The following is a 13,175-nucleotide window of genomic DNA, read 5'->3' on the forward strand; positions in this document are numbered from 1 at the left end:
TTTTATGAACAGGATTGATCGGATAGCAATTATTGGAGTAGGACTGTTAGGCGCTTCTTTGGGACTGGCTTGCAAACGTTTTACATCGGTAACTGAAATAGTCGGTTATGACCAGAATAAAGATCACTTAAAGGAAGCATTAGAAATTGGAGCTATTGATGGAATAATTGATAATTTGGAGAATAATTCTTTACTGGGAGAAGTTGATTTAGTTGTGTTAGCTACTCCTATAAGTGTGATCCCTGATATTTTAAATAAGATTCAAAAACAGGTAAGGCCGGGGACTATTATAACTGATGTAGGGAGCACTAAAGGCTGGTTAATGGAAAAAATCAATAATCAATTACGGTCAGATATTACCTATATTCCCGGCCATCCAATGACCGGTTCAGAGGTCAGCGGTCCTGGGGGAGCAGATGCTTATTTATTTGAAAATGCTGTTTATGTATTGACTCCTTTAGAGCCTACGCCAGAAGATAGGCAGCAAGCATTAGTGGAATTGTTAGAAGAAATTGGAGCCAAACTACTCTTTATGTCGCCGGCAGAACATGATAGAATTGTAGCTGCTGTTAGCCATCTACCTCATGTAATGGCCTGTACTTTAGTTGAAGCAGTAGGCCAAGCAGCTAGAGATGATGATCATGTATTTTCTCTAGCTGCTGGTGGCTTTAAAGATACTACCAGAATTGCAGCTGGAAGTCCTAGAATGTGGACGGATATCTGTCTTAGTAATTCCGAAGAAATTTTAGAGATGATCAGAACCTTCAAAGGAGAGCTGGCAGAATTTGAGAGAGTATTGGCAGCCAATAAGGGAGAAGAGTTATTTAACCGTTTTAAACAGACTCAGGCTCTCCGCCAGGAAATTCCCGAAAAAAAACGCGGTTTGATTGCTTCAACCTATGAGCTGGTAGTGACCATTCCTGATCAGCCCAAAGCAATCGGTAAGGTCACATCTTTACTAGGGGAAGCAGGAATTAATATCTCTGATATTGAACTGCTGCAGGTTAGAGAAAGCGGCGGAACTTTGCGATTAGCCTTTGCTGACGGAGAAGCGCTTAAATTAGCAGAGGATTTATTAAGAGAAGCTGGATATAAATTGAAGGTAAAGTAGATTAAGGAGTGAAAATATGGAATTAAAGATTAAGCCTAAAGATAAATTACAGGGGACAATAAAGGTGCCTGGCGATAAATCTATCTCCCATAGATCAGTAATGCTGGGAGCATTGGCCGAAGGAAAGACAGAAGTAACCGGCTTTTTAACAGGCGAGGACTGTCTCAATACAGCCCGCGCCTTCCAGAAGATGGGGGTTGAGATTGAAGGTTTAGGCTCGGAAGAGATGGTGATTCACGGAGTAGGTTTGAATGGCCTTCAGGAGCCTGAATCAATATTGGACTTAGGCAATTCAGGGACTTCTATGCGTCTGATGCTGGGAATCTTGGCCGGGCAGGACTTTTATGCAGTTGTTACTGGTGATGAGTCACTATCGAAGCGTCCAATGGCCAGAGTAGTTGAGCCGTTAGGTGATATGGGTGCTGAAATCTACGGCCGGGACGGCGGGAATTTAGCTCCACTAACAGTAATTGGACAGAATCTAACTAACCAGGAATACCAGTCACCTGTGGCTAGTGCCCAGGTGAAGTCCTGTATTCTATTGGCTGGATTATATGCTGACGGTACTACTACAGTAATTGAACCTGCTAAGTCCAGAGACCATACAGAACGGATGCTGGAATACTTTGGAACTGAACTTAATATAGATGGTTTAGAGGTTAGCGTTATAGGCCAACCTAAGCTGAAAGGACAGAAGGTTGTAGTACCCAGTGATATATCTTCGGCCAGTTTCTTTTTAGTTGCTGCTTTAATCAATCAGCAGGCAGAATTGATTCTGGAGGATGTAGGACTGAATCCAACGCGGGCCGGAATCTTGGAAGTGTTGACAGCAATGGAGGCAGACTATGAATTGTTAGATAAACGGCTGGAGAACCAGGAGCCGATAGCAGATATCAAGGTTAACTCCAGTAATCTACAGGCTACAACAATCGGTGGGGCAGTAATTCCTAAGTTAATTGATGAATTACCGATACTGGCCGTGGCTGCAACACAGGCTGAAGGTGAGACAGTAATTAAGGATGCTGAAGAACTACGGGTTAAGGAGACAGATAGAATTTCGGCAATGGTAACTGAATTGAGGAGATTGGGAGTTGAAGTTGAAGAACGAGAAGATGGAATGGTGATTCCGGGTCCTCAGTCAATTAAAGGAGGCTGCAGCTGCCGCAGTTATGATGACCATAGGATAGCTATGTCTTTAGCAGTTGCTGGTCTGATTGCCCAGGAAGAGATAGAGATTACTAATGCTGACTGTATTAAGACTTCATTTCCTAATTTTGTCGAGTTATTGAAGGATATTTAATTTAGCTGAAGCAGGAGTCTTATCTTCTATCTTGAATTATTTAGTGAGCGGTATGATAGAATATAGAAGAGGGGACTAGATAATTATGCAATCAGATATAGTTATTACTATTGATGGACCAGCAGGAGCAGGAAAGAGTACAGTAGCTAAGAGAGTAGCTGAACAATTAGGAATTATCTATATAGATACAGGTGCTATGTATAGGGCTTTAACTCTAAAGGCTTTACGGGAAGATATAGATTTAAATAATGAAGATGAATTAGCCCATCTGGCCCATCGGACTGAAATTGAGTTAGAAAAGATTGATGGAGAGGATAAGGTTCTGCTGGATGAGGAAGATGTTACTGAGGAAATTAGAAGCCAGAAAGTGAGTAACTATGTTTCGGTAGTTGCCAAAGTATCATCAGTTAGAGAAGAATTAGTTAATCTCCAGCAGGAAATGGCTTCTAATAAAGGAGTCATTATGGATGGTAGGGATATTGGAACAGTAGTCCTGCCTGATGCTGATCTGAAGATTTTTCTTACTGCTTCAGTAGAGGAGCGAGCTAGACGCAGGTATGAGGAATTAAAAGAGAAGGGGAAGGATGTTGAGTTTGATGAATTAAAGGATGAGATTCTGCGCAGAGATAGACTGGATCAGGAACGGAAGGTAGCTCCCTTAAAGAAAGCAGAAGATGCTATTGAATTGGATTCGACTAATTTAACAGTGGAGGAAGTTCTCAGACAAGTAATAAAGCTCTGTCAGGAGGAATTATAATGAGGAGTGATAGTGCTGTCTATAATGTAGGACATTTTCTAACCAATATCTTTTTTAGGTTTGTAACCGGATGGCAGATAGAAGGAAGGGGTAATATCCCTCAAGAAGGGCCGTTAATTGTCGTATCAAACCATATCAGCAACTGGGATCCGGTGATTATTTCCAGTGCCTTAACTAGACGAATTCAATTTGTAGCCAAAAAGGAATTATTTGAGATACCGGTAGTAGGAGGCTTTTTGGATTATATCGATACTATTCCTATTCGCCGTGGACGACCTGACCGTAAGGCTCTTAAGAGGGCTTTTGATCTTTTAGAGTCGGAAGGATGTTTAGGTCTTTTTCCAGAAGGAACTAGAAGTAAATCTGGAAAATTAAAGAAGGCTAAACGCGGGATTGTAATGATTGCCTTAAAATCTGAGGCTCCTATTCTGCCGTTAGGATTAAGGGATACTGATAATCCTTTTAGTCAGAAAGTTCAGATTAATATCGGTCAGCCTTTTACATTGGAGCAGTATTATGGAAAAGATTTGGATAAAAAAGAAATGAAGGAAGTTGGCTCTGAAATTATGGATGAAGTTCGTCAATTAATAGAGTAGAATATCTTGGTTTAAGTCTAGTTTAGAAGGTAGGTGCTGTTGTGATACTTGATTTATTAATTACTCTATTAAAGAATATGTCAGTAATTGCTGTCTTTGCTTATTTATTGAGTAGAACAGATACCTTCAAGAAGATTGTTTATGGAGAGCCAAGTCTCAAAATTAAGTTTTTTTTAATTCTTTTTTTTGGAATTCTTTCGGCTTTAGGAACCTTTTTAGGAGTTTATATCTTTAATGCTTATGCAAATATTAGAGCTATTGGCGTAGTAGTCGCCGGATTTTTAGGGGGACCATTTGTTGGTTTAGGTGCTGGATTGATCGGGGGATTACATCGGTATACTCTAGGTGGATTTACTGCTTTTGCCTGTGCAATAGGAACTATTACTTCCGGATTAATTGCTGGTTTAACCCGAAAGTATCGCTCTTTTGATCAGATTAATACAGAGCTTGCTTTTTGGGTAGGAATTGGAGTCGAAATTATTGAAATGGGATATGTTTTATTTCTAAGTACTCCATTTGCTGAAGCTCAGCAGTTAGTAACAGTGATTGCTGTGCCTATGATTCTTAATAATGCTATTGGAATTGCAATCTTTGTTAATATTCTTCAAACTGCCAAGAAGGAAGAAGAGAAGGTTAAAGCTTTGCAGTCTCAGAAGGCCTTAGAGATTGCTAATCGGACTCTACCTCATCTGCAGGAAGGGCTGAATTATGATTCTGCTGAGAAAACGGCAGATACAATTTTAATGATGACTAATATTAAGGCTGTATCGATTACTAATCTCAGTGAGGTATTAGCCCATAAAGGGTTAGCTGAAGATCACCATCAACCCGGAGAAGATATCTTGACTGATGCTACTAAAAGAACACTTGAAACCGGCGAGGTTTCCGTTGCTGAAACTGCTTATGATATCGGCTGTCCAGTGGTTGATTGTAACTTGGCTGCAGCAGTGATGGCTCCGCTTAAATTCCAAGATGAAATTATTGGAACTTTGAAGTTTTACAAGGATAGAGAAGAAAGTATTAAAGAAGTAGAGATTGAATTGGCTACTGGTGTAGCCAATCTTTTATCGACTCAGATTAAGATAGCCCGGCTTAAGAAAGAAGCCCAACTTGCTACGCAGGCTGAACTTAAGGCTTTACAGGCTCAAATTCATCCTCATTTTCTATTTAATGCCTTAAATACTATTAGTTCTTTCTGTCGTACCCGTCCTCAGCAAGCCAGAGATTTATTAATTAATCTTTCCCAATTCTTTAGAAGAACACTTAAATCTAATAAGAAAATTATTAGTTTAGCAGAGGAGCTAGAACATATTGAAAATTATATTGCTATTGAAAAGGCTAGATTTGGTGACCAGTTGGAAGTTAAGATAGATATCGAGGATGAATTATTAGAAGTACAGCTGCCTAATTTTATTTTACAGCCGTTAGTAGAGAATGCCGTCCGTCATGGTGTTTCACCTCAGCCAGGTGGAGGAAAGGTTGAGATAATCGCTCAAGATAATGATGATGAGGTAGAGATTGTAATTAAAGATAATGGGATTGGTATTGAAAATGAGAGGTTAACTGAAATTTTACAAGAAGGAACCGGTGAAGGAATGGGCATCGGTTTGGCTAATGTGAATTCCAGATTAGAGAAGATATATAATTCCAGTTATGGCTTGCAGATAGAGAGCCGTCTGCGGAAGGGAACTGAAATTTACATTACAATTCCTAAGCAGAGCTAAAGGAGGCAGCTTAATGAAGTTGGATGTTGTAGTTGTAGATGATGAACTACCGGCTAGAGATGAACTAAAATTTTTATTATCTGAGACTGATGAACTGGAGGTTATTGCTGAAGCAGCAACTGGGCAACAGGCTCTTGAATTAATTGCAGATAAGGATCCAGATGTAGCCTTTTTAGATATTCAAATGCCGGGGAAATCAGGCATTGAAGTAACTGAAGAGATCTTAACTTGGGATCAAAAGCCGTTAATTATTTTTATAACTGCGTATGATGATTATGCTATTAAGGCATTTGAATTGAATGCTATTGATTATTTGTTAAAACCTTTCTCTAAAGAGCGGTTTGAAAAGACAATCGAACGAATATTAACTAAACAACAGACGGAAAGTAAAGAAGCTATTGATCAGCAGTTAAACCAATTAATTGCATCAATGGAATCGGCAGAAGACTCATTGATTAGGATTCCGGTTCATTCTAAGCAGGGTAGGATTAAATTACTTGATAAAGAGGATATTATTGCTGCCTATACTAAAGAAGGGGATGTTTATATTAAAACTAATACTGAGGAATATTGTAGTGATTTTACGCTATCAGCTCTAGAAGATACACTACCTACTCCATATTTTTTTCGAGTGCACCGCAGTTATTTAGCTAATTTAAAAGAAGTTAGTGAGATTATTCCTTGGTTTAAAGGAAAATATAGATTAGTTATGAATGATGAATTAGAGTCTGAGCTTCCTGTTAGTCGTAATAAAATTAAAAGATTAAAAGAAATTATAAATTTATAATTCTTTAGCCTGATATACTGCGGTTTGGGTATCGATTTCTGCAGTTTAACCTATAAATATTTCGATCTGTCCTCTAATTAAGTATAATAGATTTGAAATAAAAAATTAGGGGGCGATAGAATGGTATCTTTTATTAGTGGATTAATTATTCTAATTGTAGGTTATTTAACTTATGGTAAATTTATAGGAAGAATATTTGGAGAGGATGAAACTAAGAAGACACCAGCAATTACAAAAGAAGACGGTGTCGATTATGTGCCTTTAGGTTGGGCCCGAATCTTTCTAATTCAGCTGCTTAATATTGCTGGGTTAGGTCCTATCTTTGGGGCGATTTCGGGAGCACTTTGGGGGCCGGTAGCCTTTATCTGGATTGCTCTGGGTTCTATATTTGCTGGTGGAGTTCATGATTACCTAGCTGGGATGTTGTCAGTAAGGAATGATGGAGCAACAATTTCCGAAATTGTCGGTGAATACTTAGGAGAAGGTGCCCGCAAGTTTATGCGCGGTTTTTCTGTAATTCTTTTAATTTTAGTGGGAACTGTATTCATGACCGGACCTGCTAAATTATTAGCTAATTTAACTCCGAATATGATTACCCTTAATGTATGGTTATCAATTATTATTGTTTATTATTTCTTGGCTACTATTCTGCCTGTAGATAAGATTATTGCTAAGTTCTATCCTGTATTAGGTGCTTCATTATTAATTATGGCTTTAGGAGTCGGCGGTGGATTAGTAATTGGCGATTATCAGATTCCTGAAATTGCTTTTAATAATTTACATCCTGAATCTTTATCAATCTGGCCGCTTATGTTCGTTACAATAGCCTGTGGTGCTATTAGTGGTTTTCATGCTACTCAGTCACCATTAATGGCCCGTTGTCTTAAGAATGAACGGGATGGCCGTAAGGTATTTTATGGTGCCATGATTGCTGAAGGAGTAATAGCTATGATCTGGGCTGCTGCAGCTATGACTTTCTTTGGAGGGACTGGAGAGTTAGCTACTGCTATGTCTAATCTAGGCGGTCCAGCCGGAATTGTTAAAGAGATAAGCGACAGTATGTTAGGTATCGTTGGTGGTATTCTGGCTATGTTAGGAGTTGTAGCACTACCTATTAGTTCGGGTGATACTGCTTTTCGTAGTGCTAGATTAATTTTAGCTGATATATTTGATCTTGAACAGGTTGCAAGTAAGAATCGATTGAAGTTAGCTTTACCACTCTTTATGATTGGTACTTTATTATCCCAGATGGATTTTAGTATTATTTGGCGTTACTTTGCCTGGTCTAATCAGACATTAGCCATGATAGCTCTATGGGCTGGAGCTGCTTATTTAGCTAAGCATAATAAGCTGCACTGGATAGCTACTATTCCGGCTACTTTTATGACTGCAGTATCTGTTTCTTATATCATTACAGCTCCAGAAGGGTTAGGCTTAAGTGTGACGATTGCTACAGTCTGTGGATTGTTAACAGCAGGCGGTGCATTAGTGTGGTTTTTAGTTAATAATAATACTGCAGTAGTTAGTAAAGAACAGGTAAAGAAAAATTAAGTACAGTTAACTAACATAAAAAAGAGGTTAGTTTCTTGTATATGCTAACAGTTGTTTCCTGTTTATGCTAAAAAGTATGTCTTGATTCAAATCAAGACATACTTTTTTTGGATTTAGGGAGGAATTATTTTATTGATGGCGAAGAAGTAAAAAGGGCTTTCTTTTAATTCCATAATATTCATGATTAAATTGGGAATAATATAAAAGGAAGTAATAGGAAGGTCGACTTGTATTTGTTGGTAGAAGGAGGAGTAGCTTTGGAGATAATCTTGGCTGATCATGCAGGATTCTGTTTTGGTGTAAGAAGAGCTATGAGATTAACAATGGAAGCAGGAGAGAATAAGGAGGAAAAGACTAGAACTTTAGGTCCCTTAATACATAATCCACAGGCAGTTGACAGGTTACAAGAATTAGGAGTGGGAATTGTTGATACTATAGAGGAGGTTGAAGAGGGAACAGTTATCATTAGATCCCATGGGGTTCCTCCTGAAGTATTGGCTAAAGCTGAGGATAAAGATTTAAATATACTGGATGCTACGTGTCCTTTTGTAAAAAAGGCTCAAGAGAATGCATCTAAGCTGTATCAAGAAGGCTATCAAGTGATAGTTAGTGGTGATAAGAAGCATCCAGAGGTAACTGCTATTTTAGGTTCAACAGATCATCAGGCAGTTGTAGTTGAAGAGGAAGAAGATCTTGAAAAACTGCCTAAAAATATGGACAAGGTAGGAGTTATTGCTCAGACGACTCAGTCGATAAAGAAGTTTAAAGAGTTAGTTACTAAGTTAATGGATAGGACAGAGGAGTTAAAGATTTATAATACTATCTGTACTACTACTCATGAACGGCAGGCTGCTGCTGGTAAGTTAGCAGCTGAAGTTGGTTTAATGATTGTAATTGGCGGTTATAATAGTGCAAATACCAATCGCCTGGCTGAAATCTGTGATGAAGCTGGTGCTAAGACGTACCATGTTGAAACAGCTGAGGAGTTAAGTCGGGATTGGTTTTATAATATAGAAAAGGTAGGAGTTACAGCGGGGGCATCGACCCCAAATTGGATTATTAAGGAGGTTGTCAGTCGAATGGAAGATATTAAAAAAGAAGAAAATGTTGAAAAGTTGGATAGTAAGGCCCAAGATACTGATATTGAGCGAGGTGAAGCACTTACTGGAACTGTAGAACAGATTACTGATGATGAGGTTTATGTGGACATTGGAGCTAAGTCCGAAGGAATTATTCCGTCTCATGAATTAAGTAATCAACAGTTTGAATCCCCATCTGATGTAGTACAGGAGGGTGAAGAAGTTGAGGTTCAGGTTTTAAATCAGGAGAATGAGGATGGAAATATAGTTTTATCCAAAAAGAAGCAGGATCAGGAGAAGTCCTGGCAAAGAGTAGAAAAGGTATATGAGAATGATGAGATTATTGAAGCTGAAATTACAAAAGAAGTTAAAGGTGGTTTAGTAGCTGATGTTGGTTTAAGAGGATTTATTCCTGCCTCTCATGTTGCTATTGAATATGTTGAAGATTTAAGCCAATATGTAGGTGAAACACTACAATTAAAGATAATAGAGGTAGAAAGAGATAATAATAATGTAGTCTTATCCCGAAAAGAAGTATTAGAAGAAGAGCGGGCTAAGAAGAAAGAAGAGATTTTTGCTTCTTTAGAAGAAGGAGAAGTAATTGAAGGAAGAGTAACTAAATTAGTTGACTTTGGTGCTTTTGTAGATATTGGAGGGGTTGAAGGATTATTACATATTTCTGAGATGTCCTGGGGCAGAATCGATCATCCTTCCGACGTATTAGAAGAGGCCCAAGAGACTGAGGTGAAGGTTTTAGGTGTTAAGCCTGAAGAAGAAAGAATTTCTTTAGGTTTAAAGCAGATACTGCCTGATCCTTGGGAGGAGTTTCTTGATAATTACAATGAAGGAGAAGTTATTTCGGGTAAGATCACAAAAACAGTTGATTTTGGTGCTTTTATGGAGATTGAATCGGGTGTTGAAGGATTAATTCATATTTCACAACTTTCTCATCGCCATGTTGCTAATACTGAAGAAGTAGTAACTGCTGGAGATGAAGTTGAAGCCAAGATCATCAATATTGAACCTGATGAGAGAAAAGTAGGATTGAGTCTTAAAGAATTAGAAGATAAAGAGGAGCAGAAGAGTCAGGATAAAAGTCAGGAGAAGAGTCAACAAAAAGATGTAGATGAATTTATTGATGATGATGATGAAGGAACCGGAGTTACTATCGGTGATATGTTCGGAGAATTATTTGAAGAAGAGCAGTAAAATTTAATATATAGATTTTATTTCTTTAACCTCTGGCCTGATATCAGGCCAGAGGTTTTTTTAGTTAAGTGAATATTTTATAGAAACTAGGAAAAAATACTTACCAATAAATATATGGAGGTGATAAGATGTCTTTTGGAATTTTATTGTTGGTGGCAGCAGGGATTTTAATCTATTTAGGTTTTGCAGAGCGTATTCTTGATAGAATGTATTTGACGGATAGTCAGGCTCTAATATTTATCGGACTTTTAATAGCAGGTAGTTATATTGATATTCCAATTACCAACACCCCTCCGATTACTATCAATGTTGGAGGAGCTATCCTACCAGTAGTCTTAGGTATTTATATTCTGGTTCAAGCAGATTATAGAGAAGTAGTCAGAGCCTTGATTTCGATAATAGCTACCGGAGGAGTAATCTATGCTCTAACCCAGATATACCAGTTTGAAGAAGGCCATACTTTACTTGATCCTTCTTATCTCTTTGGAGTAATTGCTGGTATAACTGCCTATTTAACCAGTAGATCGAGGAGAAGTGCCTTTCTTTCTGGTACGTTAGGATTTCTTCTATATGATTTAATCCATGTCTGGCAGATTACGTTTGGAGGAGTAACCGGCAGAGCTGATATCGGCGGTGCTGGTGCTCTGGATACTATAATCCTGGCTGGATTAATTGCTGTAGTATTGACGGAAATTGTTGGAGAATCCAGAGAACGGTTAGAAACTGAATTAACAGAGAATAATCAACAAGAAGATCGAAGAGATTTAGATAAAATGGAGGTTGGGGATTTGAATGGAGGTGAAGATGATGAGTAGATATTCAACTAAAGTTTCAGTTTTAGTTCTAACTTTCCTGCTTCTGTTCAGCACTTTAGCTTTAGCTGCAGAGGAGTCGCCGGATTACTTTACAGTGGTGGACCAAAAGGGTAATACTGTCTTTAAGACAGAAATGAAGGTCCATAAAGGCGATTGGTATATAGGACCGGATAATAAGAAGTATACTGTTGTTGAAGTCAAAGAGGATAAAGCAGTTGCTGAATATGATAGGGAAGTAGATCTGATTTCTGAGGATAGTAAATTACCTTCTGCGTTATCAGAATTATCAACTTCAGAAGCGCCATTAGCCAAAGGAAAAGATAAGAAAACAGTTGCTCTCTATCATACTCACAGTAGTGAATCATTTGTACCTACCAGTGGAACTCATAGTGAAAAAGGGTTAGGAGATATTCATAATGTAGTTAATAAATTAGCTACAGAATTGGAACAAAAAGGGGTTAAAGTTATTAATGCTGGTGAATCTAATGGACCACATGACGGTGGGGCTTATGCACGTTCGCGGAGAACAGCAAAGAAATTAGCTCAGAAAAGTCCTGATGCTATATTTGATGTACACCGGGATGGAGTGCCGGATAAATCACAGTATTTGACTAAGGTTAATGGTAAGCAAGTAGCCAAAGTAAGGCTAGTTGTAGGGCGTCAGAATCCTGGAATGAAGGCTAATGATAAATTTGCTAAACAGTTGAAGTATGTTACTGATAAGAAGTATCCTGGTTTAGTTAAGGGAATTTATTATGCTAAAGGAAGCTATAATCAGGATCTATCACCGCGGGCAACATTATTAGAGTTTGGAACCCATACTATTACTGAAGATGATGCTAAAGAATCTACTGTTTTCTTCAGCAATGCTGTAACCAGTCTGATTTCAGCCCAGGCCCAGGGAGCTGAAAATGTTACAAATGAACAGAATTCTGGAGCTTTTCGGTCGCTGTTAATTATTTTGGGAGTAGTCATTATAGGTATGCTTGGTTATCTCTTTGCTAATGAGGGAAGCTTAAATGGAGTAATTAATCGGATCAAAGAATTCTTCGGCAGAGAGTTTGCTGGTATTTCTGATGGAAATGATGAAGAATAGTAAATAATTAAGGTTAAATAAAGGAGTTAATATGTATGAAGTATGGAGCCATGATTATTATTAGTACCGTCTTAGGTACTTTAGCCCGGCTCTGGATGCTGAGAATTGATTATCGTCAGTATCCAGGCTATCCTCATGGCTATGCTGTTCATCTGGCTTTAGGCTTTATAGCAGCTGGATTGGGCGGATTAGTGGTACCTGCTTTATTAGCAGATGAGTATGTAGCCATTACTTTTTTAGCTTTAGCTGCTCAGCAGTTCAGTAATATCCGGGATATGGAGCGGAAATTCTTAACTGAATTAGAAGAGACGGAGTTAGTTTCCCGCGGTAGTGCCTATATTGAAGGAATAGCTAAGGTCTTTGAAGCCAGAAATTATTTGGCCATGTTAGTAGCCTTTATATCATCGATTGGATATAATTTTTTTTCTTGGCCTGGAGCAGTGGCTGCTGGAATAGCAACATCATTAATTTTACAGCAGGCTATGACGGAGGATATAATTCAAGATATTGCTGAAGTTAAAGTAGTTGATCTGGAGTTTATAGGACCAGGAGGGGCTAATATTGCTATTGATGAAGTGGTTATTATGAATGTTGGTCTCAAAGAATCACTTCAGCACTGGAAAGAGGGCGGTATCGGAATAGTTATTGATCCTAAAGATGATAATGCCCGGGCTACTTTAGCCAATATCGGTCAACGGCAGGCAATTATACATGATGTAATTACTCAGTTAGGTGTAAAACTGGATACAGGAGTCCAGGATTATACACCTTTAGCTCGATTGAATCTGGATACAGGTAGAGTCTGTATTATTATTGTTCCTATTGAACCTGATGAGAAATGGGTTAAAGAAGCAGTGGAGAATACTCCAGTACTTGAAAGTTCAAAACGTAAACCTCTAGCAACTGAAGCCGGTCAGTCTGCAGCCGATTAAGGAGGTAATCTGATGGATGTTAATTTAACCAATAATATTTTGGCTATTGTAACCTTAAAGGGGGATGAAGCCAAGGTTGACGGGGGTTATGCTCCTGTTTTTTATGCTGAAGATGAAGAGGAATTGGAATATATAGCTATGATACTTTCTCGCTTAACCTTTTCTATGGCCCATAATTTAGGCAATGGTGTCTATATTTTAGTAAAACATTGATTAGA

At 38.3% G+C, this 13,175-nt stretch carries 12 protein-coding genes; all 12 read left to right on the top strand.

What is annotated here, in order from left to right:
• Positions 1-4 precede the first annotated feature (4 nt).
• The 12 genes from acear_RS05415 to acear_RS05470 all read left to right on the top strand — a co-directional run bounded on the left by acear_RS05415 (position 5) and on the right by acear_RS05470 (position 13,170).
• The gene (locus tag acear_RS05415; protein ID WP_013278002.1) at positions 5-1,111 is read left to right on the top strand and encodes a prephenate dehydrogenase; all 1,107 of its coding nucleotides are present in this window, start codon (positions 5-7) and stop codon (positions 1,109-1,111) included.
• A 16-nt stretch (positions 1,112-1,127) separates the two neighbouring features.
• Positions 1,128-2,411, top strand: coding sequence for a 3-phosphoshikimate 1-carboxyvinyltransferase (gene aroA, locus acear_RS05420; RefSeq protein ID WP_013278003.1), 1,284 nt, complete (start codon positions 1,128-1,130; stop codon positions 2,409-2,411).
• Between the two features lie 85 nt (positions 2,412-2,496).
• Positions 2,497-3,168: a (d)CMP kinase gene (gene cmk / locus acear_RS05425; RefSeq protein ID WP_013278004.1), complete on the top strand. Its 672-nt coding sequence runs from the start codon at positions 2,497-2,499 to the stop codon at positions 3,166-3,168.
• Positions 3,168-3,764, top strand: coding sequence for a lysophospholipid acyltransferase family protein (locus acear_RS05430; protein WP_013278005.1), 597 nt, complete (start codon positions 3,168-3,170; stop codon positions 3,762-3,764). Before cmk ends, acear_RS05430 begins: the two co-directional genes overlap by 1 nt.
• 41 nt (positions 3,765-3,805) lie before the next feature.
• A complete protein-coding gene (locus acear_RS05435; RefSeq protein WP_013278006.1) occupies positions 3,806-5,488 on the top strand; it encodes a sensor histidine kinase in 1,683 nt (560 codons plus the stop codon).
• Between the two features lie 13 nt (positions 5,489-5,501).
• Positions 5,502-6,275: a LytR/AlgR family response regulator transcription factor gene (locus acear_RS05440; RefSeq protein ID WP_013278007.1), complete on the top strand. Its 774-nt coding sequence runs from the start codon at positions 5,502-5,504 to the stop codon at positions 6,273-6,275.
• Positions 6,276-6,395: 120 nt separating this feature from the next.
• Complete coding sequence (locus tag acear_RS05445; RefSeq protein WP_013278008.1) at positions 6,396-7,826, top strand: carbon starvation CstA family protein; 1,431 nt, start codon at positions 6,396-6,398, stop codon at positions 7,824-7,826.
• A 257-nt stretch (positions 7,827-8,083) separates the two neighbouring features.
• Positions 8,084-10,114, top strand: a complete 2,031-nt coding sequence (locus tag acear_RS05450) for a bifunctional 4-hydroxy-3-methylbut-2-enyl diphosphate reductase/30S ribosomal protein S1 (RefSeq protein ID WP_013278009.1) — start codon at positions 8,084-8,086, stop codon at positions 10,112-10,114.
• Positions 10,115-10,242: 128 nt separating this feature from the next.
• Positions 10,243-10,929, top strand: coding sequence for a DUF1614 domain-containing protein (locus acear_RS05455; RefSeq protein WP_013278010.1), 687 nt, complete (start codon positions 10,243-10,245; stop codon positions 10,927-10,929).
• Positions 10,922-12,025 (top strand): stage II sporulation protein P, encoded by a 1,104-nt coding sequence (gene spoIIP / locus acear_RS05460; RefSeq protein ID WP_013278011.1) that lies wholly within the window; start codon positions 10,922-10,924, stop codon positions 12,023-12,025. The genes acear_RS05455 and spoIIP overlap by 8 nt, the downstream gene beginning before the upstream one ends.
• Before the next feature lie 35 nt (positions 12,026-12,060).
• Positions 12,061-12,957, top strand: a complete 897-nt coding sequence (locus tag acear_RS05465; protein ID WP_013278012.1) for a YIEGIA family protein — start codon at positions 12,061-12,063, stop codon at positions 12,955-12,957.
• Positions 12,958-12,969: 12 nt separating this feature from the next.
• Complete coding sequence (locus tag acear_RS05470; protein WP_013278013.1) at positions 12,970-13,170, top strand: capping complex subunit for YIEGIA; 201 nt, start codon at positions 12,970-12,972, stop codon at positions 13,168-13,170.
• Positions 13,171-13,175: the final 5 nt, after the last annotated feature.

Origin of the sequence: Acetohalobium arabaticum DSM 5501, assembly GCF_000144695.1 — a bacterium.
GTDB classification, from domain to species: Bacteria; Bacillota; Halanaerobiia; order Halobacteroidales; family Acetohalobiaceae; genus Acetohalobium; species Acetohalobium arabaticum.

Excerpts from the sequence above, each read along its gene's own strand:
- acear_RS05415 (WP_013278002.1), top strand. The coding sequence starts at position 5 with ATGAACAGGATTGATCGGATAGCAATTATTGGAGTAGGACTGTTAGGC.
- aroA (WP_013278003.1), top strand. The coding sequence starts at position 1,128 with ATGGAATTAAAGATTAAGCCTAAAGATAAATTACAGGGGACAATAAAG.
- cmk (WP_013278004.1), top strand. The coding sequence starts at position 2,497 with ATGCAATCAGATATAGTTATTACTATTGATGGACCAGCAGGAGCAGGA.
- acear_RS05430 (WP_013278005.1), top strand. The coding sequence starts at position 3,168 with ATGAGGAGTGATAGTGCTGTCTATAATGTAGGACATTTTCTAACCAAT.
- acear_RS05440 (WP_013278007.1), top strand. The coding sequence starts at position 5,502 with ATGAAGTTGGATGTTGTAGTTGTAGATGATGAACTACCGGCTAGAGAT.
- acear_RS05445 (WP_013278008.1), top strand. The coding sequence starts at position 6,396 with ATGGTATCTTTTATTAGTGGATTAATTATTCTAATTGTAGGTTATTTA.
- acear_RS05455 (WP_013278010.1), top strand. The coding sequence starts at position 10,243 with ATGTCTTTTGGAATTTTATTGTTGGTGGCAGCAGGGATTTTAATCTAT.
- spoIIP (WP_013278011.1), top strand. The coding sequence starts at position 10,922 with ATGAGTAGATATTCAACTAAAGTTTCAGTTTTAGTTCTAACTTTCCTG.
- acear_RS05465 (WP_013278012.1), top strand. The coding sequence starts at position 12,061 with ATGAAGTATGGAGCCATGATTATTATTAGTACCGTCTTAGGTACTTTA.
- acear_RS05470 (WP_013278013.1), top strand. The coding sequence starts at position 12,970 with ATGGATGTTAATTTAACCAATAATATTTTGGCTATTGTAACCTTAAAG.